The 25,545-nt window shown below is 63.2% G+C and carries 25 protein-coding genes and 3 pseudogenes; 16 read left to right on the top strand and 12 right to left on the bottom strand.

All coding sequences use genetic code 11. The features are described from left to right. Window positions 1–95 precede the first annotated feature (95 nt). The 5 genes from ACFLEY_RS13755 to ACFLEY_RS13775 all read left to right on the top strand — a co-directional run bounded on the left by ACFLEY_RS13755 (window position 96) and on the right by ACFLEY_RS13775 (window position 4,237). Entirely contained in the window at window positions 96–2,198 is a 2,103-nt protein-coding gene (locus ACFLEY_RS13755) for a MobA/MobL family protein (RefSeq protein WP_129557351.1), read from the top strand. Between the two features lie 236 nt (window positions 2,199–2,434). Then, a complete protein-coding gene (locus ACFLEY_RS13760; protein ID WP_060908291.1) occupies window positions 2,435–2,647 on the top strand; it encodes a hypothetical protein in 213 nt (70 codons plus the stop codon). 198 nt (window positions 2,648–2,845) lie between these two features. Then, window positions 2,846–3,562 carry a hypothetical protein gene (locus tag ACFLEY_RS13765; RefSeq protein WP_060908290.1) on the top strand — a complete coding sequence of 239 codons (717 nt, stop codon included), beginning with the start codon at window positions 2,846–2,848 and terminating at the stop codon, window positions 3,560–3,562. Next, a complete protein-coding gene (locus ACFLEY_RS13770; RefSeq protein WP_060908289.1) occupies window positions 3,559–3,780 on the top strand; it encodes a DUF4357 domain-containing protein in 222 nt (73 codons plus the stop codon). The genes ACFLEY_RS13765 and ACFLEY_RS13770 overlap by 4 nt, the downstream gene beginning before the upstream one ends. Before the next feature lie 13 nt (window positions 3,781–3,793). Further along, window positions 3,794–4,237, top strand: a complete 444-nt coding sequence (locus ACFLEY_RS13775; RefSeq protein ID WP_211434249.1) for a hypothetical protein — start codon at window positions 3,794–3,796, stop codon at window positions 4,235–4,237. Here ACFLEY_RS13775 and ACFLEY_RS13780 read toward each other — a convergent pair. Beyond that, on the bottom strand, window positions 4,234–4,527 hold the full coding sequence (locus ACFLEY_RS13780) for a ribbon-helix-helix domain-containing protein (RefSeq protein ID WP_060908288.1): 294 nt from the start codon (window positions 4,525–4,527) through the stop codon (window positions 4,234–4,236). The two genes, ACFLEY_RS13775 and ACFLEY_RS13780, sit on opposite strands and share 4 nt — an antisense overlap. 148 nt (window positions 4,528–4,675) lie before the next feature. Here ACFLEY_RS13780 and ACFLEY_RS13785 point away from each other — a divergent pair, with 148 nt between their 5' ends. The 6 genes from ACFLEY_RS13785 (at window position 4,676) to ACFLEY_RS13810 (ending at window position 9,585) form a co-directional block, all read left to right on the top strand. Continuing rightward, the gene (locus tag ACFLEY_RS13785; RefSeq protein ID WP_179883768.1) at window positions 4,676–5,527 is read left to right on the top strand and encodes a hypothetical protein; all 852 of its coding nucleotides are present in this window, start codon (window positions 4,676–4,678) and stop codon (window positions 5,525–5,527) included. Between the two features lie 150 nt (window positions 5,528–5,677). Next, window positions 5,678–5,869, top strand: a complete 192-nt coding sequence (locus ACFLEY_RS13790) for a hypothetical protein (protein ID WP_039185643.1) — start codon at window positions 5,678–5,680, stop codon at window positions 5,867–5,869. A gap of 1 nt (window position 5,870) precedes the next feature. Then, the gene (locus tag ACFLEY_RS13795; RefSeq protein WP_039186016.1) at window positions 5,871–6,695 is read left to right on the top strand and encodes a metallophosphoesterase; all 825 of its coding nucleotides are present in this window, start codon (window positions 5,871–5,873) and stop codon (window positions 6,693–6,695) included. 223 nt (window positions 6,696–6,918) lie between these two features. Beyond that, on the top strand, window positions 6,919–7,398 hold the full coding sequence (locus ACFLEY_RS13800) for a hypothetical protein (RefSeq protein WP_249163359.1): 480 nt from the start codon (window positions 6,919–6,921) through the stop codon (window positions 7,396–7,398). Then, complete coding sequence (locus ACFLEY_RS13805) at window positions 7,395–8,957, top strand: AAA family ATPase (RefSeq protein WP_028173145.1); 1,563 nt, start codon at window positions 7,395–7,397, stop codon at window positions 8,955–8,957. The genes ACFLEY_RS13800 and ACFLEY_RS13805 overlap by 4 nt, the downstream gene beginning before the upstream one ends. A 232-nt stretch (window positions 8,958–9,189) precedes the next feature. Further along, window positions 9,190–9,585 carry a DUF433 domain-containing protein gene (locus tag ACFLEY_RS13810; RefSeq protein WP_396604667.1) on the top strand — a complete coding sequence of 132 codons (396 nt, stop codon included), beginning with the start codon at window positions 9,190–9,192 and terminating at the stop codon, window positions 9,583–9,585. A 270-nt stretch (window positions 9,586–9,855) separates the two neighbouring features. Here ACFLEY_RS13810 and ACFLEY_RS13815 read toward each other — a convergent pair whose 3' ends face one another. After that, complete coding sequence (locus tag ACFLEY_RS13815; protein WP_257787575.1) at window positions 9,856–9,987, bottom strand: hypothetical protein; 132 nt, start codon at window positions 9,985–9,987, stop codon at window positions 9,856–9,858. A 397-nt stretch (window positions 9,988–10,384) separates the two neighbouring features. Continuing rightward, window positions 10,385–10,717, bottom strand: a complete 333-nt coding sequence (locus ACFLEY_RS13820; RefSeq protein WP_129557349.1) for a hypothetical protein — start codon at window positions 10,715–10,717, stop codon at window positions 10,385–10,387. Between the two features lie 64 nt (window positions 10,718–10,781). Between ACFLEY_RS13820 and ACFLEY_RS13825 the strand changes: the two genes are divergently transcribed. Together ACFLEY_RS13825 and ACFLEY_RS13830 are read left to right on the top strand one after the other, a co-directional pair. After that, window positions 10,782–11,009, top strand: a complete 228-nt coding sequence (locus ACFLEY_RS13825; RefSeq protein WP_129557348.1) for a hypothetical protein — start codon at window positions 10,782–10,784, stop codon at window positions 11,007–11,009. Between the two features lie 33 nt (window positions 11,010–11,042). After that, window positions 11,043–11,513, top strand: coding sequence for a hypothetical protein (locus ACFLEY_RS13830; RefSeq protein WP_249163360.1), 471 nt, complete (start codon window positions 11,043–11,045; stop codon window positions 11,511–11,513). Between the two features lie 980 nt (window positions 11,514–12,493). Here the strand turns inward: ACFLEY_RS13830 and gspG are convergent. From gspG to ACFLEY_RS13845, 3 genes and pseudogenes are all read right to left on the bottom strand, one after another. After that, window positions 12,494–12,957, bottom strand: a pseudogene (gene gspG / locus ACFLEY_RS13835) (type II secretion system major pseudopilin GspG). A 199-nt stretch (window positions 12,958–13,156) separates the two neighbouring features. Next, window positions 13,157–13,555, bottom strand: coding sequence for a MarR family winged helix-turn-helix transcriptional regulator (locus ACFLEY_RS13840; protein ID WP_231166547.1), 399 nt, complete (start codon window positions 13,553–13,555; stop codon window positions 13,157–13,159). A 240-nt stretch (window positions 13,556–13,795) separates the two neighbouring features. Further along, window positions 13,796–13,996 (bottom strand): hypothetical protein, encoded by a 201-nt coding sequence (locus ACFLEY_RS13845; RefSeq protein WP_129557346.1) that lies wholly within the window; start codon window positions 13,994–13,996, stop codon window positions 13,796–13,798. Between the two features lie 277 nt (window positions 13,997–14,273). On the opposite strand from ACFLEY_RS13845, the pseudogene ACFLEY_RS13850 reads away from it, so the two are divergent. Continuing rightward, a pseudogene (locus ACFLEY_RS13850) lies at window positions 14,274–14,600 on the top strand (hypothetical protein); the annotation flags it as partial. A 1,105-nt stretch (window positions 14,601–15,705) separates the two neighbouring features. On the opposite strand, the gene ACFLEY_RS13855 reads toward ACFLEY_RS13850, so the two are convergent. The 4 genes and pseudogenes from ACFLEY_RS13855 to ACFLEY_RS13870 form a co-directional block, all read right to left on the bottom strand. Further along, window positions 15,706–16,296, bottom strand: coding sequence for a hypothetical protein (locus ACFLEY_RS13855; protein WP_129557345.1), 591 nt, complete (start codon window positions 16,294–16,296; stop codon window positions 15,706–15,708). A gap of 197 nt (window positions 16,297–16,493) precedes the next feature. Continuing rightward, a pseudogene (locus ACFLEY_RS13860) lies at window positions 16,494–16,783 on the bottom strand (hypothetical protein); the annotation flags it as partial. Between the two features lie 518 nt (window positions 16,784–17,301). Then, window positions 17,302–17,694: a hypothetical protein gene (locus ACFLEY_RS13865; protein ID WP_028173152.1), complete on the bottom strand. Its 393-nt coding sequence runs from the start codon at window positions 17,692–17,694 to the stop codon at window positions 17,302–17,304. Between the two features lie 330 nt (window positions 17,695–18,024). Then, the gene (locus ACFLEY_RS13870; protein WP_244651824.1) at window positions 18,025–18,399 is read right to left on the bottom strand and encodes a hypothetical protein; all 375 of its coding nucleotides are present in this window, start codon (window positions 18,397–18,399) and stop codon (window positions 18,025–18,027) included. 428 nt (window positions 18,400–18,827) lie between these two features. Here ACFLEY_RS13870 and istA point away from each other — a divergent pair, with 428 nt between their 5' ends. After that, a complete protein-coding gene (gene istA, locus ACFLEY_RS13875) occupies window positions 18,828–20,585 on the top strand; it encodes an IS21-like element IS1631 family transposase (RefSeq protein WP_100214066.1) in 1,758 nt (585 codons plus the stop codon). A gap of 4 nt (window positions 20,586–20,589) precedes the next feature. Beyond that, a complete protein-coding gene (gene istB / locus ACFLEY_RS13880) occupies window positions 20,590–21,357 on the top strand; it encodes an IS21-like element IS1631 family helper ATPase IstB (protein ID WP_038952109.1) in 768 nt (255 codons plus the stop codon). Between the two features lie 748 nt (window positions 21,358–22,105). On the opposite strand, the gene ACFLEY_RS13885 is transcribed toward istB, so the two are convergent. Together ACFLEY_RS13885 and ACFLEY_RS13890 are read right to left on the bottom strand one after the other, a co-directional pair. Further along, window positions 22,106–22,534, bottom strand: a complete 429-nt coding sequence (locus ACFLEY_RS13885; RefSeq protein WP_060908282.1) for a heme-binding protein — start codon at window positions 22,532–22,534, stop codon at window positions 22,106–22,108. Next, window positions 22,527–25,502 (bottom strand): FAD-binding and (Fe-S)-binding domain-containing protein, encoded by a 2,976-nt coding sequence (locus ACFLEY_RS13890; RefSeq protein ID WP_211434354.1) that lies wholly within the window; start codon window positions 25,500–25,502, stop codon window positions 22,527–22,529. Before ACFLEY_RS13890 ends, ACFLEY_RS13885 begins: the two co-directional genes overlap by 8 nt. Between the last annotated feature and the right edge of the window lie 43 nt (window positions 25,503–25,545).

Consider the following 25,545-nt stretch of genomic DNA (forward strand, 5'->3'; position numbering starts at 1 on the left):
ATGGCGCGGAGATCTGTTCAGCTCGTCAGCGAGCCTTTCCAATCTATTTGTGAAAGCGCCTCTGCGGAGACGGATTGCTATGGATATGGCCTGGATTGCGCGCGGCCGATGAACAGGGCGGCCCTCAGCGGGAATTGGGTGCAATTTCCGACTTGCAGGTGCGGATGCGATGTTGGCGCGTCGTCCATTATACGTTTGGAGACAACGTGTCGCATTGCTCCATCCACACCCGCGTCATTCAACCCAGCAAGGGTAATACCGCTGCGGCGCGGTTCGCTTACCAGACTTGCTCGACCGCAGACGATCGTTTCGGGCACGTCGACTACCGGTGCTATGCGCCTTACCGTGTCGGAGGCTGCGTGTTGCTGCCGATGGGGGCGCCAGCGGAGCTCGCCGAGTGGGAGAATTTCTCCAAAGCCGTCATTTCCAGGGAGACGCGGCGGAACGCACAAGAAGGCAGAGTTCTCGATTTTGCGTTACCGCGCGGGGTCGCCCGTGAGCTGCTGCTGCCGCTTGCGGCGTTTGCGCTGTTGCCGTTCGTCGAACTCGGGATGGCGGTGCGGCTCGATATCGAGTGCGTGGACGCGAGCGACGGTGAGCCCAATCCGCACGCTCACGCCTGGCTCTCGCAACGTGAGCTGAAGCAGGGCGGTTTCGGTCTGAAGGTGCGACCTTGGAACACGCTGTTCCGGCGCGACGGCTGCAGGCACATACGGGCCCTTGTCGCGGCGAGGCTGACGTTGGGCTGTGCGATCCTCGGCGTAGAAGCCTACGTCGATCCGCGCCGCAATGATGTGAGAGGAGCTGGCGCTCCGGAGCTGCGGCTGACGCGGGTGCTGTGGAGCATGTACAGTGAAGGTAGGCATGTCGAGGCGATCGAGCAGTTGAAGGCGAGCCGCCAGCCGAAGGGAGATCGCATGGCAGCGAAGCATGCCCCGGGGCCGGTGGTTGCGAGTGTAAGGATAACGAACGCAGCCGTGTATTACCGTGACGATGATGAGGAGGCTGCCGAAATCCTGAGGCGGTTTGCGGATGCCGCGCAGGAGGCCGGTTATGAGCTGGAGCTGGCATCGGGCTCGCCGGCGTTGGCGCTGAGCGGGACGGCTGTTGCCTTCGACGGTCGGGCCTTCACGATCGCAGACATCGGCAGCTCGGAAGATGCTGCAATCGTCGCGCGGTTTGCGCGCCGGCTCGAATGGCCAGGCCTGGTGGTCGAGGGAGGTGCACGCCTTGCCGATCTGATCGCGATCGCTGGCGCCGCCGAGGGCGTGTTCATGATCAATCGAGCTCCCTCGGCCGAAGCCCGTGATCGCATTGCGCGGGCGTACTATAGCGAGATGAAGGACGACATTGCGCACCACGATCCGCTCGGGATCGCTGCAGGGTTCTTCGCGAACTCTGAGGCGAACAAGGTTGCCGCGCAGCCGGCGGAGGTGCTCGATGCTGCTCTGCAGGTGAATGTGGGCTGCGATCCTCAATCGCCGGCAAACCTGGTGGTGCCGAACACCGCCCCGGCCGGGTGGAGCAATGTCGCCGAGCCGGCATCCGTCGTTGCGCCGATCGCAACGTCGGACAGTGAGAAGCGCGTGGCCGCCGGTTGGGATGATGTGAGGCGAACCGCTGCTTTCTCGTCCAAGGCGATCGCTCGAACGTCTGGAGATCGCAGTGAGGCTCGCCGGCCGCCCAGAGTGGGCGTGACCTCCAACCCTCCTCGATCGCCGGCAGACCTGAGGGCGCCGAGCACCGCTCCGCTCCGGCCGAACGAGGTCGCCGGCCTGGCTTCAGCGGTTGCGCCCATGGCGACGTCGGGCAACGACAGCCCACGCGGGGCCGCTGGTGCCGATGCGCGGCGAACCGCCGGTTCGTCGTCCCAACCCTTCGAAGGCCTCGAAATGCTCCCGCAGGACGATTCCTGGAAGGTCGCACCCGATCCAAGCAGGTCGGCGCGCGATGCGCTTGCACTCGAGGTCGGTTTCAGGCGGCAGCGGCAAACTCACGAAGAGCTTGACGAATTCCTGCGTCGGAAGACGCGGCAATCGTCCGGGCTTCGGCGTGAGGGCGCCGTTTCGCCTGGGAACGCGAAGCTTCAGCAGCCGACGAGGCGTCCCCAGCCGATCCCGCAGTGGCCTGCCGAAATTCCCGCCGTCGGTCAGGCGGTCGAGACGGAGGAGCCCGACTACCAGGCGCCGCGTCCCTGACGCGCCGACACTGCGGTCTTGCGCTCGTGCATCAGCTCATGCTCGGCATGCAACACCAGCCTGCCTCAAGGGGCTGTCGTTAACCATACGTATTGAACGAGCGCTCTGTTCGGCTGGAATATTCCGAGAACAAGCGCATATTGCAGCTCACCTCGCGGATCCCTGCGAGGCGGCCGCCGCCGGTGCTTCCAACACCGCCGGCAGCCTAACCACAACCGACTATCACGGAGTCAGCCATGGCTAAGCGCCACTATATCGCCGATTCGGCGATCCTTCTTCCGTCCTCTCCGATGCAATGTGCGCTGTCCGATGGGAGCGGCGGCTCATTCATGCCCGATCTCGGGCCCATGGTGGGCGGCATCTCCCTCCTCGCCATTACCTTTACCATCACCATCAGCTTGGCACGGATCGCGAGGCCCGACGTCATGCGGCGCGCCGGCGTCGCATGAATCGGTCCCGGTCCGTTGCCTTGCGTTGGCAATCCCGTGGGTCGGGGACGCCAATCCTGGCGGCCGCGATCTCTGCGGATCATGTCACGCAAGCTGCAATGACGCCTGCGCCCTGCGATGTCTGGCAGGACGTCCCGTGGTGCGTCAGCCGGTCCGAAGTCGACCTCGCGATCTCCCAGAGGACAGAGAGATCGATCCATGAAATTTCCCAACGAGACCATCCCGATGGTGCAGCCCTGCACCCACACGATCTATCGCCCGTTCGGTGGCGTCGAAGGCTATCGCCAGATCCACGATCCGGCCGGCCGGCTCGTCGTCACCGCCTTTCCCCTGGCGATGGCCAGGAGCCTGGCGGCGACCTGCAATCTGTGGTCCGCGTGCTACGTCATTGTCGGGCGAGACGAAGCCTATATCGGGGAGAGCAACCGGGCGGTCAGGTGCGTCGCCGAGCATGCCGCGGACTCCTCCAACGTCTTTGGCGCGGAGGCCTACCTGCTCCACGCGCAGGAGCCGCATACACTGCCATGGTCGGCGCGGCTCCGCCTTGCACACCGTCTGAACGAACTCGCCAAACAGGTGGGTCTGGTCACCTTGGCCAACACCGTTGAGCCGCGGGGGCTTCCTTGCCTGGTCGAACAGGCCGCAGCGATGGAGCGGCTGGTGGCCGATGGCCGTTGCCTGCTGTTCGATGCCGGTTGCCGGATCTTCAACGCCAACGTTGTGGGCGAGCTGCCCGCGGAAGTCGAATCCGATGACAACCAGGATGTGAACGAGATCGTCGAGATCGGCTTGCCGATTGCGCCGCCGCCCGAAGGCGAGCTCGAATTCGATTATTGCGGTATCTGGGCGCGCGGCCACCACGACCAAGAGGGGTTCGTGGTCCGGTCCGGCTCAGAGGTGCGCAACGTCGAGTGACCCCGAGCCTCAGGAAGAACATCAAAAAGCTCCGCGCAGATCTCCTCGCCATGGGTGTCGTGGTGCCGATCGCCGGCATCAAGGATCGCCTGCGCTTTCAGGTCGACTGGCACTTCTTTTCTGCCGCGGTCGCGGCCAAGTTCGTTGCGGGAGCGCATGTCTCCGGCACCAAGTGGGTGCGCCCGCGCACTCCCTGGCCGATCGCGCGCGCGGAGTAGGGGGAGCGGCCAGATGTCCAATTCCACGACGATGCCGGGGCACCAGCCCCGGCAAGATGGCGAGGCCCGTCTTCCCTGCCATCATGGTGAAGGCGGCGCGCCGATCAGGAGCACCGAGCCGTCCGGCGGGGCGACGACGCATCCGCGCGCGGGCCGTGACGGTCGCATGCTTGATGCCTCATCGCCGATCATCCGTGCGCTCGTCGAGATCTCGCCGCTCAGCTGGTGGCGGTCGATGTCGGCCGACGCCTTTCGGGCGGCGGAGTACCTCGCGGTCCGGTCCGCCCTCGAGGAGGTCGCAAGGCTGATCGAAGGCGCACCGTGCGGAAGCATGCGGAGCATGGCGCGGATGTATGCTGCGCAAAGGACGCACGAGGGGATCGAACTCGTTGCGAGGGTGCGCTCCAAGTCGCACAAGCCGATCGCGCCCTCGCTGCCGACCCACCAGCAAGGCTAGCGCTTGGGCGCCTTCTTACGCCGCTCGAGCCAGTCTCTCGCAGCTTCCTCAAGAATCTCCGAGGCGCTGGTGTCGTCCTCAAGCGCGACGCGCTTGATCGATTTGATCAGCTCGGCGTCGAGGGTTGCGAAGAAGTTGCGTCTTGGCTGCGGGACCGCCGTCTTGCCTGCTTTTGCGGATTTTCCTTGCTCGGCCATGGGCTCTCCGTGGGTGATCAGGGGCAAGGATTCGCCGGTAGTCGAATCCTTGAAGCCAGGCCGAATGTAGGCCGGGCTCAGCCAAATGGCCATAGGTAACTTGTTGGATATGGACATATCCTATATTCATATGGATACAGATGAACGTTGACATGTATGTTTGTTTATGGTTCGTTCCCGGTCGCGGCGGTAGCGAGGGATTGTGATGGCGCGTGACGAGAGGGATTGGCGGAGGGAGCTCGTGCTGGCCTATCCGGATTTATTTCACCCGGCGGGCGATCCGCCGCCAGCGCGGACCTTGCCGGACGTCGCCGACGGCTGGCGCGATTTGCTGGAGCGCGTCTGCGCGCGCATGCAAGCGGCGCTGCAGCCGGGCGAGACGATCCGGATCATCCAGATCGACAAGAAATCCGGCAGCCTGCGGGTCTACTGGCGCGGGGACGTGACGCCGCAGACCGCCGCCAGGCTGTACGAGGCGATTGCGCTTGCCAAGGCACGCTCCACCTGCACCTGCGAGTCGTGCGGCGCGGAGGGGCAGCTTTGCTTTGTCGGCAGTGGCTACATGATCCGTTGCGCCGCCCACGTCCAAGGCGAGCTGATTCCAACCCCGTCTGGCCGGGAGAACGTCCACCTTGTCCGTGTCTCGATGGCGGACGGCTACCGGATTGTGGCGCGGCGCTACGATCGCCTGGCCGACCGTTTCGCTGACGAAGACCCGGCCGTTCGAGAAACGAGGAGGCCTGAGACAACTGTCACAGCGAATTGGCGCATCGATCTCATGCAGGCTCATCCGAAGCTGTTCGCGATCGTCCAGTCCAAGCCTCAAGCGTCGTTCGGCTATCCATCCTGCAACGCAGGGTGGCGCGATGTTCTCGACCAGCTTTGCCGGAGAATTGAAGCCGCATTGGCGCACAATGAGACCTTCAAGTTCGTCCGCATCGGCACCAAACTGGGCCTGCTCTGGATCAAGTGGGAGGGCGAGGTCTCGGGCGAGAGCCGCGCGAAGATCGAAGACGCCATCAGCCTCGCCCTCCAGCGCGCGGGCTCGACCTGTGACATCTGCGGCCTGGAGAGATCGGCCTCAGCATGCTGACGCCTTCAACACGGTGCTTTCCGGACACACCATGGGCATTGCCAGAAGGCCAAGCCATGGGCGGAGCGAGAACATCCGTCGACCGCAGGGGCCTTGCTTCGCGTGCCCCCGGAAGGGGCACCCCGCCTGCGCGAGGAATGGAGCGATAGGATGGCTGGATTCCGGTGCGCGGCCTGTGAGCGCGAGGGCGCGTGCGATTATGAGCCGCACCGCCATGAATGTCCGCTCTGCGGAGCGGCGGACGTCGTGTTCGCGCTTGGCATCGATGAGTTGCCGGACGAGCTCGTGGCGGCGCTGCTTGATGTCGAGCCTCTTGATGACCACGACAATGATGAGGACTGACGTGCGTCTATGGGTTGTGTCGGATCTGCATGTGGAACTAACGCGTGGCTGGGACCTGCCGGCTCCCGATGCGCGGCCGCGGTTCGACGTCCTCGTGGTCGCCGGCGATCTGATCCCGCGCATGGAGCGGGGCGTAAGGTGGCTGCTCGAACGCGTCCCTGATCGGCCGGTGATCTACGTGCCCGGCAACCACGAATTCTATGGTGCCGATATCGATCGGACGGTCGAGAAGGCGAGAGCGGCGGCAGCCGGCACGAACATTCATGTGCTGCAGCACGACTGCGTCCGGATCGGCGATGTCACTTTCGCCGGCGCAACAATGTGGACGGATTTCGATCTGTTCGGCGACGCGGATCGCGCCATGTTTCTCGCGGGCGAGCGGATGAATGATTTCCGGAAGATCCGGATCGGCGGCTATGCCAGGCGATTCCGACCGTCCAACGCGCTGATCCGGCACCAGCAGGCCCGTGCGTTCTTCGAATCGCAGATGCGCGGGCCCCGTCCGGGCAGGCTTGTCGTGATCTCCCATCACGCCCCTCATCCCGGCGCGACTTTGCTGCCGTCCGATCCCCCGAGGCCGGACGACATGCTCAGCGCCGCCTATCGCAGCGACCTGACCGCTCTCATGCGCCCGGCGGCCAATGATGGAGGCCGCGCGCTGAAGCCCGCTGACCTCTGGATCTACGGCCATACCCACGAGTCCGACGACACCGTGATCGGCGCAACGCGCGTGGTTTCGAACGCAAAGGGCTACGGACCCTGGCCGCCGCAGCAGCGCGCCTGGGACAACCGGAGCTTCGATCCAAAACTGACTATCGAGATCTGAAGGGGCAGCGAGAATGCCATGACGGATATCGAAGACGGCCGGACGCAGGCGGACGTGCTTACGTCCTTTCCATGACGGTAAAACAAGGTGCAAGAGTATGTGTGACACGACAGACGCCCAGAGCCCCAACGATTCTTTTATCTCGGCCAAGACCGCGACTGCGATCCCTGTACGGCACCCGGCACTCCGGGATGCGCTGATTCAGGCGTCCCTCGATCCGCAGGTGCGCTCCATCGATTACGTCGCGAGCGCCCAGGTTGCCTCCGCGCAGGTCGCGCTCGATGCCGTCGTCCTCCAGCGCGAGGATGGTCGTTATGTCCTCGACATCGTGCCGGCGCGACGCACCGTCGACCTCGACGAGGGAGGCCTCGTGCTGATCGCATGGGATGAGCTCAAGCTCGAGCCGCTTGAGCTGACCCTTGAGGAAATCCGGCGCGAGCCGCGCCGCAGCAATGCGAACCTGGTCTGGGCGTATAGCGGCGTGGCAGTTCCGGTCGGCTTGCGCCTGCGCATCCAGCAAGTCCTGCTCGAGGAGGGGCCGATGGCGCTCGGCCAGCTCCTGAAGTCTTTGGACGGAGAAGGTGATGCCGCGGTGGCAGTGATGGCGCTCGCCTGCGCCAATCTCGTCTGTCTCGATCTCTTCTCCCAGCCGCTGAGCCCGACCACGCTTGTCCGGCTCTGCATGCAGGCGGAGCGCGCATGAACTCTGAGGATGAGACAGCCGATCTTCCGGCTGTCGTGGAAGACGCCGTCTCGACAGGCGCGGCGGCGGATTCCGTCGACTGTGACGAGCGCCTGAAGGGACTACCACGCCTTCTGCGCTACGCCGTGCTGAGCACCAACGGAGCCCAGCATGTCGCGGAGCGACTGATCGCAGAGATCCATGAGTTGTGCCCGCAGCTGCCGCACAGCGCCGCCTGGGCCTCGGAGCGAACGTTTGATGCCGGAGTGGCACTCGCAGCCGAACTCGATCATCGTGCCGTCACGCGAGACGAGCCGAACTTGCGGAGCCTGGCCGACTGCGTCCGGTTGCTGTCGCTGCCGACGCCGCGCAGTTCTCATCAGCTTGAGGAGCACCAAAGGGTCGGCAAAGCACTGGTTCACGCTCTTTATGAGACCCTTGGGCATGTGGAGAAGGAGCTCAGCTGCGATATCGAGCAGTTCACCTCCGGTTGGGCAGCGCTGCCGGCTTGCACAGGAATGCTGTCCGGCAGCCTTTCGGCAGCGGCGAACGCGATCTACCTCGGAGGCCGCATAGTCGAGCGCCGCCTCGCTGCTGCAAAGGCAAAGATCCGGCAGCAGTTCGAGGAAGAGTACCGGCAGAAAGCTGAGAAGGAGGACGAGAAGTCCGCCGGCGGGGAGGCGCCGGCGAGCGTCGACGCGAAAGCCATTCCCAAGCGCCACGTCATGGTCGCCCGCCTGTCCGAACTCGAGATGAAGAACACCAAGCTCAAGGAAATCCTGGTCCCTCTCAAGCATGCCATCAACACGCCCCTGCCGCTGATCGAGGCGCCGCCGTTGCACAAGGTCCGCAACGCGCTGGCATTCGAGTTTCCCTGGGCGATGAACGTGATCGACTTCGCGCTCGCCGATCTCGTCGGCCGTGCGACGGTCCACCTGCGCCCCCTGCTGTTGGTCGGCCCGCCCGGCGCTGCCAAGAGCCGATTCGCCCGACGGCTCGGTGAGACCCTCGGCGTCAGCATTTGGCGGGAGGATGCCGCGCGCGCCGACGGCGCCGTGTTCGGCGGCACGGACAGGCGCTGGAATTCCGCCGAACCCTGCCACGCATTTCTGGCTATCGCGCAAGGCAAAATCGCCAATCCGCTCGTGTTGATCGACGAATTGGAGAAGGCCGGCACGCGCTCCGACTATGGCCGGCTTTGGGACGCCTTGCTCGCCTTTCTCGAGCCCGAGACCAGTGCCCGTTTTCCCGATCCGGCCTTGCTCACGCTCGTCGATGTCTCGCACGTTTCCTACATAGCTACGGCGAACAGCCTCGATCCGCTGCCCTCGCCGATCCGCGACAGGTTTCGCGTGGTGACGTTTCCGAGCCCGGCTCCCGACGACCTCGACGCCCTGCTGCCGGCCGTGATGGTCGATCTCGCGCGGGAGCGCGGCCTCGATGCCGTTTGGGTCCCGCCGCTGGACGGCACCGAGCGCGCGGCGATCGCGCACAACTGGAGGGGCGGCTCGTTGCGGCAGCTGCGCCGCATGGTGGAGGCGATCCTGCGCGAGCGCGATCTGCGGGCGGCGAGAAATTGAAGATGGTGGGCTCTGTGAATATCGGCCTCGTCAATGTGCCTGCAGAACGCTCCCCACGGGCCGGTAGTATCGCCCTCGACGTTAGCGATGGCCTCCCAGAGCGCCCCGTCCAGCGTCGGCAAGCCCACGAAATTTGGACAAGCCGTTTATGCAAGGTCTTATTATGAGATTGCTGGATGCCCAAGTATGCGAGGGCGAGTTGCTGCTCGTCCTCCGCGGAGATTCCGCCGAGATGTTCACCGCTAAGGCGATGATCGCCGATATTCTCGGAACTAGGGTTCATCTCGTCACGCCGGGAATGATGCGCCGGATCAGGAGCGGCCAGAGCAAAGCCGGCGAATCCACGCTGGAGTTCCTCGCTCGGATCGCAATTATCGAGACCATTGCCGGCAGCCTCTCGGCGGATGAGCCGGTCATCGTGCGGTACTCCGGCGTAATGAGCGGCAATCCGGTCTTCCGGGGCACGCGCGTGCCGCCGGGGCCGGTCTTCGCGACACTGGCCAACAGATCGGCCGACGAGATCGTGCGCGTGGACTATCCCTCGCTCTCACCGGATGAGATCAAAACTGCCCTGCAGCAGGCCTGCCGTCTGCTCGAGCGCGATGCGCCGGTGGTGAAGCGGGGCTGAAATGACCCTTGTCTCCACCAAGAGCGACCGGACTACCTGCACACGGCTACGTCACAATGTTCGGCTCGGAGAGGGAGAGCTTAGGTACAGATGGACGTTTTCGGGTTAAACGACCTCACGGCTGCATTGGGTCTCCTCCATGGAGAATAGCTCACGGCCGCTGGGGCTCGAACGCCTTCGCGGCGAGCAAGATCGCTTCCCGCAAAATCGCAAAGACAAGCAGTCGAAGGAGCCGTACCTATCCGCTGAGCGCCGCGATCCTCTCTCGCATCACTGTCCGCGCTCCTCGGGATCGTGCGCGACGAACCCGAAGCGCAAGCCATTGAACTCGCGACCGGCGGCAGCCGCGACGAAATCCCCGGCCGGCCCTTCGCCGAGCCGGACCACGGGCGCAGATATCATCACCCCCAAGATCGAAGCTCAGTCCTGGCTTGCACCCGAGGCCCGATCGCGACTTTGGGAAGGGAAGAGGACGTCTTGCCGAGCTGCGTGCTTCGTTCACGTCGAAATCAGGATCTCGGGCAATTTTCGTGCGCGCTTGGAGACATCATTCTAGCCTCGCAAGTGTCTGCGTTGATTCGCAAAAATCCGATCGCACCGTATGATGCGTGTATAATACCGGCATTATGCCTGCGCGATAGACACTAACCGAGGTAATAAAGTTGCTCGCTGACTTATTGAGCCTCTGAGATCCATTTCGCGTCTTCGAACACCTGCCTTCACGCAAAGGCCCAACGCGTCCTCACAGCCACGCATGCCCAGTCGGCTTGGGCTTTGGTTGCAGGGGCCTCGAAGGAGATCACAAATCTTGCTTCCAATGAAGGAGACTGCGATTGATTCCGCGGAAGCCTAAATATCTCTGGTGGGCGCCCTGGTGCGGCGCGTTCCGGCCGAGGGATACGACTCGATCGCCGGCGCAACCATCTGGACGGACTTCGACCTGTTCGGCGATCCGCATCGCGCCATGATGGTCGCGGTCGAACGGATGAATGATTTCCGCAAGGTTAGGATCGGCCGCTATGTCGAGCGCTTCCGGCCAAGCCACGCGCTGGCCCGGCACCGGCAGGCCCGCGCGTTCCTCGAACTGGAGATGCGCAAGCCGCGCGTGGGCAAGCTGGTCGTGATCACCCATCACGCCCCGCATCCTGGCGCTGCTTTGGCACCGTCAGATCCCCCGAGGCCGGACGATATCCTCAATGCGGCCTACCGCAGCGACGGCCTTGATGCGGCCGGCGGCGGATGGCGGGCGCGGCGCCTTGAGGCCCGCCGATCTCTGGGTCTACGGCCATACCCACGAGTCCGATGATACCGTCATCGGTGCAACGCGTGTGGCGTCGAACGCCAAGGGCTACGGCCCCTGGATGCCACAACAGCGTATCTGGGACAACCGGAGCTTTGATCCCAACCTGATCAACGAGATCTGAAGGCAGAGCACTTATGAGTGAACGTTCAAGGTCATGTACGACACAAAAGAGGCCGAGGGCCTCACCGCTCTCTTCGTCTGGATCAAGACCACGACCGCGATCCCGGTGCGACACCCGGCGCTGCGCGATGCACTGGTCCAGGCCTCCCTCGATCCGCGGGTGCGGTCCATCGATTACGTCGCCTCAGCCCGCGTTGCGTTGGCGCAGGTCACGATCGATGCGGTCGTCGTCAACTATGAGGATGGCCCCTATTTCCTTGACGTTGTCCCAGCGCGGCGCATGCGCGACCTCGAGGACGAGGGCCTCATGTTGATCGCGCTAAGTGGACTCCAGCTCAAGCCGCTTGTTTTGACGGCCGAAGATATTCGGCGCGAACCGCGCCGCGCCAACGCGAACCTGGTCTGGTCCTACTGCGACGTGACTATTCCGATCGGGCTGCGCATTCGCATCATGCAGATCCTCCTCGACGAGGGGCCAATGCCGCTCGGCCAACTGCTCAAGTAAGCGATCCCGCGCCGACGGTGATGGCGCTCGCCTGCGCCAATCTCGTCCATCTCGATCTCTCCGCCCAGCCGCTGAGCTTGACCACGCTCGTGCAACTTAGCAAGCAAGCAGGCTACGAATGAACTCCGACGAAGAAATATGCGAACTGCCGGCTGCCGTCGAAGAGGTTGTCGCAATGGGAGCCGATCCGGCCGACTGTAACAAACACGTCGGCAACCCTACCTCGACTCGGCTCCGGTCCCTGTGATTGTCGAACCAGAGTGGAGATTGTTGGTCGCCGCCACCTCGGGCCCGAAAAGGCGGTCGCTCGGCACGCTACCGGGATGTTCATTGTGGCCGAATAAGCTCGCTCCCGGCCTCCGGAACGTGAACCGGAGTGACCCGGCCGCGAAGCGGCGCAAAATATCGGTTTTCCCCGCATCCCTCGTCGGGCGTTATTGACTCTTCTCGCTACAGAGGTCCGACTAAGCCGCCAAGTGATCCTCAATCCCCTGATGTCGCCAAGGAGTTGTCCGATGAGTCGAAATGCTGCCAAGCCCGTTGCGGCTCGGCCCAAGCTTGTACTCCATACGCCCCCATTCAAGGACGGACGTCCAAACTGGGTCAAATATTGGTACATCGTAGACGGAGCCAGGCTGATCCCGACCGATAAGACCTATAGCGAGGAGAAGAGTGCACGCCGCCTCCTCGCGCAGCACGTGATGGCGAATGCCAAACGTCCCCGACGAGGCGTGGCGGCCCCACGAGTTCGCTAGTCGGCTCGGCGGCCGCTGTAGCTGTCGCGGGGCGGTGTTTCCCGATTTAAGAAGCACCAACGACGATTCGGGCAGAGTAGAAGCCCTGCACCGGCGGAGATCGAAGCCGCGATGGGTCACGTGATGGGGACGGGCGTATCGTGCTCGAAATCGAACGGCCGGGCGCCCAGGGCTCTGCCGATAGCACATCATGTGTCCCAATTGTGAGTCGTCGGGCGACGCGCACTATTTCTGCCAGTTGGCAATATCGGCAGCTTGCTCGGTGCCCCCCTCGCGACTGTCAGCTCCAAGGGATCCGAGGTCATACGCTAACCCATGCGTCCCCGGGAATGCATACGTATAGGGGTTTGCCCCAGGGATCGTTCGGAACCACGTTGCCTTTCAAGTAAGGGCCGTTCCGGCGCTCGACATTGGTCGGCTTCTGCACAAGCACAGCCAATCCAACACCAGTCGCCGGATACGTGCCATTGTCGAGTTAATGCAGGTCAAGCGCCTGGGCGAAGCCTTCGATTTGAATTCTGGCTGCCTTGATTTTCGATTCCGAAAGATGGTTGGCCGACGAGGCCCACGACGAGACCTATGATGGTAATCACGACGAGCATTTCAACGAGCGTGAAGCCGTCCTGCTGTACCAAAAGGCGGTGAAGGGAGCGGTTTGACGGATTCAAACGATGCTGACGTTGGCGCATTACTCGACCTGACCTTGCTAGGAGACCGCAAGAAAAACTCGCTTGGACAGTGGATTGACGCCGCTCAGCCTTTGACCCACACCGCGACTCAGGAGTTGGCTCCGCATGCGCAATCATGCGCTCGATCGAGGCAAGCTATGGTCGCAGCTAGAGGTCCGCTTTCTGACGAGAATGCCGCGCGGATGATGGTGCGCTTCCTTCAGGGATCCCGCATCCGGTCCAGCGCACGTTGCATTTCCCTGAAGCGGCGCGGTCCAATCCTTTCGGCGATCGCCGTCTCGCATCCGGCGATCGCCGGCCGTAAGCGGCCTAAGAGTGCGGCGCCGGCTTCGGTCAGATAAAGCACGTAGTAGCGGCGGTTGACGGCAGAGGCGGAGCGCTGCACCAGACCGTGCCGCTCCAGATGGTCCACTAGCCTTCCGATTCCAGCGCGATTAATCGATAGCGATTGCGCGATGGCGAACTGATTGGCGCCCGGATTGGCCTCGATCATGGACAGCACGAAGAATTGCGACGGGCCGATCTCAAAGGCCGCGAGCCGGCGGCTGACATCTTTGAACATCCAAAGTTGTGCCCGCCGGATGCGATCGATGAGCAAATGGGATAGATCCGCAGGGGCTAGCACCGCTGGCCCGGCCGGTTTTGCGGCTGGCGCGGCTCGCGGTGGCCTTGCGACGCGCGGCCGCCTCAGTCTCTTGGCGATGCGTCTCCTATCGCCTGCCTTCTCCGGCTCCATCGACGGCCACAATTGTGTTCGGGTTCAGCACGGCTAGAATCGAGTAGTTCCGGTGACGTTTATCATGATGCTCAAATCAAAAAAGGCCGCGTCGCAACAAGTTCATTTTTTTGCTTTCAGCCCAATCTTGACCAGCCGGCGGATGGCTTCGGAGCGTGAGGGAAGGTCCGCCTGTGCGCTGGCCCATTTGTCGACGGCAGTAGCGACATCGGGCGACAATCGGACAGCGGAGACGGGATAGACCCCACCAGCCTTCTTCGGACGCCCTCGAGATTTTTTGTTTACGGAAATTGATTTTTTCATATTTTCAGTTTACAGAAAATCGAGCCGAAACGGAAGTTGCAATTCGGCTCGGCTCTAAACCTGCACCATATAAAGGGTTTTCAAGATGCCAAGGCTGACAGCGTGAATAGCACGCCACGGGCAAACTCGCCCAGAACGGCCAGCGGATTCTGCTGGTGAGCTTTACCGTCGAACCGACATTTCCCCCGAGCAGTTCTTCCAACCGCTCGGGCGCGCCCGCCGGGCCGCCCGTGACGAAATCGAGCGGCTGATAGCCCTCCTCGACGACAGCGACCTGACGGGCTTGAACTGGGTGCTTGCACTGTGCCGGAAGAAAAAATTTTCCGAGTACCTGCTCTACGGCCATTTTGTCGCGAATTCGCTGGCGCACCTGGCCTCACACCATCTCACGGAAGATGGCATCGTCGTCTCGCATTGGGACGACACCTGCCTAGATCGCTCCGCAATCGAAGCGATGATGAAGGCCGCCTCGCCCGACCAGGCCGCGCTTTGCATCCAGTCGTATTCGTCGACCTCGATCGACTACGTCTTCCGGCTGCACTCGCGCGACAGGGGGGCTCCTAATCTTGCTCCCGATCAGTTGGAAAATGCGGCTTTGGATTGAGTAAGGCATTCCGCAATCAACGCGCCGACGTAAGTACCTCGCAAATTGCCGATCTCTCGGCCACGGAGCGCGCGCGAGCTGCTGCCCGTCGTGGATCCTGAAGTCACCGGGTGGCCGAGTTAATCCTCCGCGATATCGAACGGCTGACCCACACGAAGCGCTGGCGCCGACTGCACAGGAAGCGTGACCGGCAGCGGCCGGCGGCTTTCTTTTTGAGCCGCAACTGCCGATTTGATGATTTGATGGGCTCGTCAGGCAGATCGATCTGACCTATAAGAAGGGCCGCGGTCGGTAGCTGATCGCAATCTACAGTCCAAATAAACTCCCGCTGGCTCGCAAGGCTGGCGGGTTTCTTTTTGCAGTCCGCTTGCTACGGGGCGAAATAACCTGCTTTTGCTGCTACGCACCACACTGCGGAAGTCAGGACGAAAGCCATAAAGACCTTAGGAACGATCGTGCCGTCATCCGGCATGGTACCTTGCGATCGAGCCTTGAGCCTCAGCGCTATGTTGACCACGTTGCTCGCCAATGCGATCGAGCCGACTGCTAGTGCGAGCAGGTTGAGCCCCGCTGCGAAGCAGAAAAGCGCAATGATACCTAAGAACCCAGTCCCTGGCCACCTTCGCCCACTTTAACCAACACACCGCCAAGTAATCGCGATCAGCAACGACTTCAGCTACTGTGCGCTTCCATGGAATACTGGTGGATTGCCCCAACACTGTTCATTTGCGTACTCGCGGCCATCCCGTTCTCTGACCGCCTGGCCCGCTTAAAGTGACGCACTACCTGAAATCGCTGTGCAGTGCACTGGGAAATCTACGGGTGGGCGCCGTTTCACGCTGGCGGGCCCTTCACTAAGTGCTTCGATACCGGAAATTGCGGTGGCTTGCCGCTGTCGAAATCAGGCCCGACCTCAGCCCCCCGGTTGCGGAATCCGCCACAGACAAAGAGCGGCTCGACGTCAGATGCCGGTGCCGCGCAGACCGATGTCCCGCTCGTATTTCCGACCTGGCCGGGGACCCATAGCTTCCAGTGCTTGCAGAGCACGCGGCCGTGCTCGGCCTCCTCCAGCCAACGATTCCAGCGCGCGCAGGTCGTCGTCGCTTTAGGGCGCGCCCTTTGGCGAATAGAGATACAGTTCTTCGCAGAAGCGATCGGTCGGCTTTAGCCAGCGCGGGTTGGTGAAGCGAACCGGCGCCTCCGCCCAGCGGTCGAGTTCGAGCGTGTCCGCGGTCGCGAGCGGGATGTGAAACGCGCGGCGGCGCTTGCGCGTCTTCTTCGGCCGGTACCAGATGCTGTTGCGCCCGCGGTGTTCCGGCCCCATCCGGATCATGTCGCAGCCGCGCTGGCAGGTCATGATGCCGAGCCGCAGCATCGGCACCAGGTCGGCCGGAGCGTGCGCCTGCACATACGCGATCGCCATGGCCAGCCAGGGAACGCGTCCGCGATGGGGGATGTCGAAGTTACGGACCTTGTCGAATGGGTTGGCCTCGGTGAGTGCGAGTTGAGTGGCCGTGCGCGGGACGCCAAACGCAAGGCGGAATACGAGGCCGAGCTGGCCTGTCCGCCTGTCCGCCGGCTCTCGGTCACGTCTGGAATTAGGCTTGCCGCGCGCCGCTCGGCCGGTTTCTCCGGCAATCCGATCAGTTTCCTTGAGATCGAGGCGTTCCAGCGCTTTGACCGGCTTCCGCTTCATGCCGCTCGAGGCCAGCAGACCCAGCAGCTCGTCGATTTGGCCTTCGGAAATCCCAGGGTGGTTCAACATGGAATGCATCTAGAAAATTGTCGGCCAAGCTAACGGGACAGTTTTCGGTAAGCGCGACGGCGCCGTCACTTGTGCGATCCCGCCGGAGCCGGCCGGCATAACGCGGTTGCTGTCGCTCGAGTAAAGCAGCTGGAGCGGCGATCAAGTTCTGGGGATTGGCTGGTGGCCGCGAGCACGCGCAGCGCGGCGTCGAGGTTTTCGCGCTCATAGATGCGATTGAACGTATCGGCGAACAGCACGACCTCGCGGCCGCTCTCCGGGCGGACCGCTTCCGCAGGCGGCGCGAGCACGTCGTTGCGGAAGGCGGGTAGCGCCCGGCGCGCGCTGATGCCGGCAAAGCGCTCAAGCAGTTTTCGCAGCAGTGGCTGTGATTGCGCAAATTCGCCAGCGGCGAAAAGCGCGAGGCGAGGCCGGCATAGATCCTGCGCCGCGCCCTCGACCAGGCCATCTTCGGCGGCGTCGCGCCCCCTCGCCGACAACCGGCCCTGACGGTTGTGCGATGGTGCCGTCTCAGTTAGAAGGAGGGGTCTTCTCTGGGGCAGTTTGCGTCTGTGGATCATGATTACGTACAAAGAGTACCATATCGAGCGATATGAGCGCGGGCCCAGTCGCTGGGTGGCTCGCATCAGGCGAGCGGACGGACGGAAACTTCGCACGATCATGCCTGCGTCCGAGCATGCCTTCCTGGACACGAAGCCGGCTGAGACCGCCGAAGCGGCCGAGAAGCTTGCAAAGGAAGGCGTGGATTTCGGCGGAGTCGTGTAACCTTAATGCGCCGATGACGGCACGCGGGGAGAGCGCTGGGAACCCGTGCCAGCATGTGGCACTCCAGACAATTTCCGTCAGCTTTCCGCGCGCCGATCCCAAGCTTGCGCGAAGTGCGGGTGGGCGTTGCGGGGGGGGGGGGCGGATACTCGTTCCTATGGCGCCTATTGTCTAGCCCTTGCTGTCATCCTCACCGGGCCGATCATCCGCGCGCTGGTCGTACTCTTCCCGAAGTCTGGTCCAAATGGGCTCCAGCGTCTGTTGGCGCTTCTCGCCCTCGTCAGCCTTTTGTCCTCTCCGCAGCCGTCGGCTGAGGGCGTCATACGCTTCGAGGAGCGGCGGCGTTAGCGAGAAGAACACGCCTAGACCGATCGCGATGATGACATGGCGAAGCGAGGCAGGAGGGTCACCGTCCGGCGGGTCCCCATCAGTTCGGATCGGTTCCGGCATAGGGCCGCTGATCGTGCGATCCGACGCCCGCGGCTTCCTCGGCGGGATCATGACGACAACGAACAAAATATTGATCAACAGCCAGACGCAAAGAACGATGAGCAGCGTACGCATAGACAATTCCGAGGGCAGTGCCGCCTAAATCTATGGCAGTATGATATTTTCTGAACTAGTTGCTTCTAAAACCTCACTATCCCGAAGCGGATCGCGGAAGCAACGCAAAACCTTGGGCTGAAGGACGCCTTCCAATTTAAGGCTAATTTCGACCGCGATCGGCAACGGATGCGGTGTCTTGCAGGATTTCAAACGACCGGTGCGCTCGACTTCCTTTCAGCTGCGCGTGCCCGTCCTAGGTTTTCCCGATGCCCTTCCCCAAGGGTGCCCCCGATTGACCCCAGCTCATTCCGCCCCTGCGAGCCGGGGCCTTTCGTTCACGTGCAGGTCTCACCCCTGCCAGGGCCGGCTGGGGGCGGCGCCGAGCCGGCGCGCCTCGCAGATCTGGTCGTAGCTGACGTTCGATTGCAGCTCGTCCCATGCGCTGCGGAAGTCAGCCTTCGCCGAAGCCAGTGTCGGCGCGATGCCGCGAAAGTGAGAGCGCTGCGGCACGTTCGGCAGAAAGCAGCTCCACGTCCAGCCGTGCCGCCCGCCGACCGCGATCGACTTGAAGATGCGGCCGATCGGTATCTCGTCCCAGATCACGACATAGTCGTCGGGCTTGGTTTCGCCGCCGACCATGGAGCAGGACGTCGCGCCAATCGAGGCGGGGTGGAGACGCTTTTGGGGCCGGTTGCCGAGTAAATAGACGATCCGATCGCCCAAAGCGGAGTCTCGCAGCCCAAAACGGCCAATCGATAAGACTGGCAGATGCGCTATAGATCAATAGGCTGATTTCTAGCGATAGGTCACCGATCAGATGCTGAGGTTGTTGGTGTTAGTCGCCTTCTTGCTTCTGCCGACAAATCCACTAAGGGCCGGCGCTACGATTGTCGGTGCTGGGTCTCAATCCTGCACGGCCTGGACGAACAGAGCCAAGAGCGTCGTTGTCAAAGGCGTTTTTGAATCTTGGGTCGTTGGCTTTATCAGCGGATTAAATGTTAGTGGCGATAGGGAAATTGTAGGTGGCGGCGATTTCGCCGCGATCCCCGTGGGTCGGTCAAAATCCCCCGGGTATGGTCACTTGAAACTCCCCCACCTGATGATCGCCGTCAGCGCCGCTGAACAGCAGTAGCCGGTCAGGCAGGACGTTTATGTTCGACCCCTTTAGCCAGCAAGGGGCCGGGGAGTTGAACGTCTTGAAGCGACATCTGCAAAGCACCGTACTTACATTACTTGATCGCAACACCAGCCAGCGCGAGATTCACCGGCTGACGGGTGTCGATCGCAAGACGATCCGGCGTTATCAGGCGCTGCGGGCCGGTGCGGAGGCAAATTCCCCCGGGGAAGTGACCACCGGCTCGGTGAGCGCGGACGGCCAAATTCCTCCACCCCGACCACCGGCTTTTGGGACATCGGAAGCGACGGTCACCAGCAGCCTGGCCCGTTCGGCTTGCGAAGCGCATCGGACGTGGATCGAAGAACAGGTCCGGCTGAAGCGGAACGCGCAGGCGATTTACCAGGACCTGGTTGATCAATTTGGCTTTCCGTCCAGCTACCAGAGTGTCAAGCGGTTTGTGCGCCGGTTGCGGCACGCTGATCCTGAGCAGTTTGATCGTCTTGAGTTCCTCCCCGGCGAGGAAGCTCAGGTCGACTATGGCGAGGGCGCGCCGACGGTTGATCCGAAGAGCGGGCGGTACCGTCGTCCCCGCCTGTTCGTGATGACGCTACGCTACTCGCGGCGCAGCTTCCGGCGGGTAGTCTGGAAGTCCAGCCAACAAGTCTGGGCGCAGCTCCACGAAGAGGCGTTCCGGTATTTTGGCGGGGTCCCCAGCTATGTCGTGCTCGACAACCTGAAGGAAGGCGTCCTCAAGCCGGATTTGTACGAGCCCCAGCTCAACCCGATTTACAGCGCGATGCTGGCTCATTACGCCGTGGTCGCCGATCCCGCGCGCGTGGCCGATCCAAATCGGAAAGGATGCGTCGAGAATGCGATTCAACATACCCAGGGCACTGCGCTGGCCGGACGGCGCTTCGAGACGCTGGAGGCGCAAAACGAGTTCTTGAGGCACTGGGAGGAGAACTGGGCTTCCAAACGCATCCACGGCAGCACGCGCCGTCAGGTCGAGGCGATGTTCCAGGAAGAGAAGCCGCACCTGCGGCCGCTGCCTGTCGCTCCCTTCCGCATCTTCACCGAAGTCGTCCGGACTGTCTGCGACGACACCACCGTACGCGTCGACAACAGCTATTACGCCGCGCGGCCCGCGCCGATCGGCAGCCAGGTCGTCGTGCGCATCTACACCACCACGATCGAGATCCGTGATCGCCACACCCGTGCGCTGCTGCGTGTTCATTCCCGGATGGCGCACCCCGGTTCTGTCGTCCTGCCGACCAGCGAACGGCCGTTCAACCCGTCGCGGCAAACCGCCGTGCTGCTGGCGAGCGCCGAGCGCATCGGACCGCAGACCAGGGCCTTGTGCCAGCAGGTGTTCGACACCGAAGGGCGCCCCGGACAGCGCGCGATGTGGGGCATTGTCGGGCTGGGCCGGAAGTATCCGGCGCGGCTGGTCGAGCAGGCCTGCGCGCACGCCATCGACAACCGCATCTACCGCTACAAGCACGTGCGTGCGACCGTCGAGCGGTTGTTCGAACAGGCGATCGAGCAGGTTGGAGTGACGCCACAGCCGGCATCGCCGCTCACCCAGGATCATCCGCTGATCCGTACCCCCGCGGAATACGGCGACCTCTTCAGCCGCGCTGTGCGGCGCGACGCCGACGACAATGGTCGGCAGGCCGAGGCTCACGACGATCACGCCACGGCAATCCGCGCTCGTGTCGCCTGCGCAACCCCGGCCAACTCCGGCGCCACGAGCGCTCCCGCTGCACCTTCTCACCTTAAACTGGAGACCTAGCCACATGATGACCATGCCGGAAATTGAGCGTTGCCTACGACAGCTGCGCCTGTCGGGTGTCCGCGACACGCTGCAGACGCGCGTGCTCCAGGCGCAGGGCGCCAACCAGCCCTTCCTCGAGACCTTCTCCCTTATCCTGCAGGATGAACTGGACCGTCGTCAGTCCCGTCTTATCGAGCGGCGATACCAGCAATCCGGGCTCGACGAAAAGCTGACGCTCGCCGAGTTCGACTGGTCCTTCAATCCCAAACTGCCACGTCAGACCTGCTTCCAGCTCCACACCCTGGCGTTCATTGCCGCTGGCGAGAACGCTCTGCTTGTTGGCAAACCTGGCACCGGGAAGTCGCACATCGCCAAGGCGATTGCCTATCAGGCGATCCTGCAAAGCCACAAGGTCCAGTATCTTGAGACCGACGACTTCTTTCACCGCTACGCCCTGAACTCTCCGGCACAACGCGAGGTCCGGCTGCGAACCATCATCGACTGCGATCTCCTCGTGCTGGACGATCTATTCCTCGCACGCGCCATCCCCGACGACGCCGGCACTTTGCTGCAGACCCTGATCCATCAGCGTTACAAACTGCGCCGCAGCGTCATCGTCACCTCCAATCGCGTCGTGCAGGATTGGGGGGCATACCTTGGGGACAACACTATGAGCACGACGATCCTCGATCGCCTTATGCATCATTGCCATCTGCTTGAGTTCGACGGACGCAGCTATCGGCTCAAAGAAGCCGCTGAAGCTCTTGCCCGGGAAACAAACTCAAACTAACAGTCCCTTGTCCTGCCTCGCGGGTGGAGGAATTTGACTGACCACACCCGGAGGAATTTGAAGTGACCCGCGGGGGCCGCGATTGTCGGGTGGATGGATCGACGCTGCAAATCGCATCCTGCAGACCAAATCGGGATCGCAGCTTTAGATTTAGCGATGGAGCTAGCTGGCAGCGCGGCCAAGCGCTGACTTTGAATTGGCTGGATTCCTCTTGGCTTGGCCGCTGTGCCGCGGACGCTTGCAATCGGTGCCGCCGATCGCAATTTAAAGTCCACATAAGCGCCCACCGGCTGCGGTTTCAATGCCAAGACGGTCACAGGCAACGGATCCTCTGGTGGAGGCTTATCCCAACCGGGAGCTCGTGCCCGGCGCGCCACGCGACTGCGATGGAGAGGACGGCGACAGGTTGGCGTGGCCGCGATCTAGACGAATGTGCCGGTGGCGTACGGTTAGGTCACTACAGTCGGCCGCTACCAACACTCTGGCAGACTTCGACAGGTGAGCTTCTTCAGCCGGTCCGTAATTCTCACACGGCGGGTCTTAGTGGCGAGACAAGCGTGGTTTTTGAGATCGCGGCCCCTATCGATGGTCCGAACCTGCCCGCCGACGGCAACCTCTCGCCATGCCGTGCCAGGCGGTCGGGCTGTCCTGTAGCTGGGCGTGAGCTGCTTATGTTGTTTTCCCTCAACCGGCAGGCAACTTTCGGCATAGACGCAGTCTTGTGCGTGGCGTACGACGCGGGCGAGCGCTATCCCGGTTTGGCGTCTAGCCCCGCAGCCTCGATGCCGGTTATGGCACAGGCCTCGTCATTGTCGGAGGTGTCGCCGGAGACGCCGACCGCCCCGAGCAGCGTCGCGCCGTCCATGATCAGCACGCCGCCGGGGACCGGCACCAGCGCGCCCTTGGCAATCGCGTTCACGGCGTCGATGAAATAGGCCTGCTCCTGGGCCCGCTGGTACAGTGCGCGCGAACCCATCCCCAAGGCGAGGGCGCCATAGGCCTTGCCGTGCGCGATCTCGCCCCGCATCAAGCTGGTGCCGTCCTGGGCTGCCGCGATCTTGAGCACGCCGCGCGCGTCCAGGATGGTGACGACGAGCGGCTTCAGCTTCAGCTCGGTGGCCTTCGCGAAGGCGGCGTCGAGGATCTTTCGGGCGGTGTCGAGCGTCAGTTCAGCCATGGTTGGGTTCCTTTGCAGCTGGAGAAGTCGAATTCGTCTTGGCGCGATCGAGGCTCATCGCCAGCACGCGCGCGACGTGAAGCGCTTCGCGCTTTGCGCCGTCGTGGATCTGGTGCCGGCAGGAGGTGCCGTCGGCGACGACCAGCGTCGCCTCGTCTGCGCGCCGCACGGCGGGCAGCAGCGACAGCTCGGCCATCTCGATCGAGGCGTCATAGGTCTCAGTGCCATAGCCGAAGGCACCGGCCATGCCGCAGCAGCTGGACTCGATGGTCTCGACCTCAAGGCCGGGAACGAGCCGCAGCACCTGCTCGACGGGCTTGAAGGCGCCGAACGATTTTTGGTGGCAATGGCCGTGCACCACGGCCTTGTCGGCGACGGTGCCGAGCGGCAGTTGCAGCCGGCCGGCCTGGGCCTCGCGCACCAGGAATTCCTCGAAGGTCAGCGCATGGGCGCTGATGGCCTTGGCGTCATCGTCCTTGCGCAGCGAGGCAAGCTCGTCGCGCAGCGTCAGCAGGCAGCTCGGCTCGAGACCGATGATCGGCACGCCACGTGCAGCGAGGGGGGCAAAGGCGGCCACCAGCCGGTCGAGCTCGGACCTGGCCTCGTCGACGAGACCCGCCGAGAGGAAGGTGCGGCCGCAGCACAGCGGGCGCCTGCCGCTTGCGGGCTTGGGCAGATGCACGCGATAACCGCCGGCCGCGAGCACGCGCAGCGCGGCGTCGAGGTTTTCGCGCTCATAGATGCGGTTGAACGTGTCGGCGAACAGCACGACCTCGCGACCGCTCTCCGGGCCGACCGTTTCCGCAGGCGGCGCGAACACGTCGCTGCGGAAGGCGGGTAGCGCCCGCCGCGCGCTGATGCCGGCAAAGCGCTCGAACAGTTTTCGCAGCAGCGGGCTCCGATTGCGCAAATTCGCGAGCGGCGCGAGGCGCGAGGCGAGACCGGCATAGCGCGGAAGATAGCCGACCAGGCGGTCGCGCAGCGTCAGGCCGTGGGTGGCTGCGCGTGCCGCGAGCACCTCGATCTTCATCTTGGCCATGTCGACGCCGGTTGGGCATTCGTGGCGGCAGGCCTTGCAGGAGACGCAGAGCTTTAGCGTCTCCATCATTTCGTCGGAGGACAGCGCATCGGGGCCGAGCTGGCCGGAGATCGCGAGCCGCAAGGTGTTGGCGCGCCCCCGCGTCACGTCCTTCTCGTTGCGCGTCGCGCGGTAGGACGGGCACATCACGCCGCCCTCGAGCTTGCGGCAGGCGCCGTTGTTGTTGCACATCTCGACCGCGCCCTGGAAGCCGCCGCCGGCGCCGGGATAAGCGGACCAGTCGAGTTTTGTCTTGAGCTCAGCTACGCGATAGTCGGGCTTGAAGCGGAACAGCGAGCGGTCGTCCATCCTGGGCGCATCGACGATCTTGCCGGGATTGAGGACGCCATCGGGATCGAAGCGCTGCTTCACCTCCCTGAAGTCGGCGACAAGACGCTCGCCGAACATCGTTTCGTGGAATTCGGAGCGGACCAGGCCGTCGCCATGCTCGCCGGAATGCGAGCCCTTGTATTCGCGCACCAGCGCGAAGGCCTCTTCGGCGATCGCGCGCATCGCCTTGACGTCCTTCTCCAGCTTCAAATTCAGCACCGGGCGCACATGCAGGCAGCCCTCAGAGGCATGCGCGTACATCGTGCCGCTGGTGCCATGCTTGGCAAAAACCTCGCTCAAGCGTGCGGTGTAGTCGGCGAGATGCGGCAGCGGCACGGCGCAGTCCTCGACGAAGGAGACCGGCTTGCCCTCCTGCTTCATCGACATCATGACGTTGAGGCCGGCGGCGCGGAAATCGGCGATGCCGCTCTGCAGCGCGGGCTCGGTGATCTCGACCACGCCGCCCCATTTGCGCGTGTCGTGATTCCAGCCGAAGCCGAGATCGCCCATCAGCTCGCTGAGCTGCTTCAGGCGTAGGAGATTGTCGGCCTGGTCCTCTTCGGCGAATTCGACCACCAGAACGGCGTCCGGATCGCCCTTGATCGCAGCGGAGATGATCGGCCTGAACATCGCGATGTCGCGGCCGAGTGCGATCATGGTGCGGTCGACCAGCTCGACCGCGATCGGCTTGAGCTTGACCAGATGCTGGGCCGCATCCATCGCCTCGTAGAAGCTGCCGAAATGGCAGACGCCGAGCGCCTTGTTGCGGATAACGGGCCAGAGCTTCAGCTCGACCTTGGTGGTGAAGGCGAGGGTGCCTTCGGAGCCGACCAAGATATGCGCCATGTTGTTCGGCGCATTGCGCGGCACCAGCGCATCGAGATTGTAGCCGCCGACGCGGCGCTGCACCTTTGGGAAGCGCGCGGCGATCTCGTCGGCCTCGCGGGTGCCGAGATCGAGCATGTCGCGAAAGAGTGCCCGTGCGTTGTCGCCCGCATCAATATCGGAGAGATCGCGCGACACCTCGCCGAAGCGGCTGAGCGTGCCGTCGGCAAGCGCCGCCTCCATCGACAGCGTGTTGTCGCGCATGGTGCCGTAGCGCAAGCTGCGGCCGCCGCAGGAATTGTTGCCGGCCATGCCGCCGATGGTGGCGCGGGAGGCGGTGGAGACGTCGACCGGAAACCACAGGCCGTGCTTTTTCAGCTGGCGGTTGAGGTCGTCGAGCACGATGCCGGGCTCGACCACGCAGGTGCGGCCTTCGACGTCGAGCGACAGGATCCGGTTGAGGTGCTTTGAGAGATCGACCACCAGGCCGTCATTGACGGTCTGGCCGCATTGCGAGGTGCCGCCGCCGCGCGGGGTGACCTTCCGGCCCTCGTCACGGGCGATCGCCAGGGCCCGCAGTGCCTCGTCCATGGTCTTGGGCACGACCACGCCTGCTGGCACGATCTGGTAGAACGAGGCGTCGGTGGCGTAGCGGCCGCGGCTGAAGCGGTCGAACAGGACGTCGCCGGTCAATTCCGACCGCAGGCGCCGTTCGAGCGAGGAGGCGTTTGTCATCCCTGATCCCGGACTGACCCAGCGAGGCTCAGCCTTGCTGAGT

It is taken from the genome of Bradyrhizobium sp. YCK136 (assembly GCF_044570075.1).
GTDB classification, from domain to species: Bacteria; Pseudomonadota; Alphaproteobacteria; order Rhizobiales; family Xanthobacteraceae; genus Bradyrhizobium; species Bradyrhizobium diazoefficiens.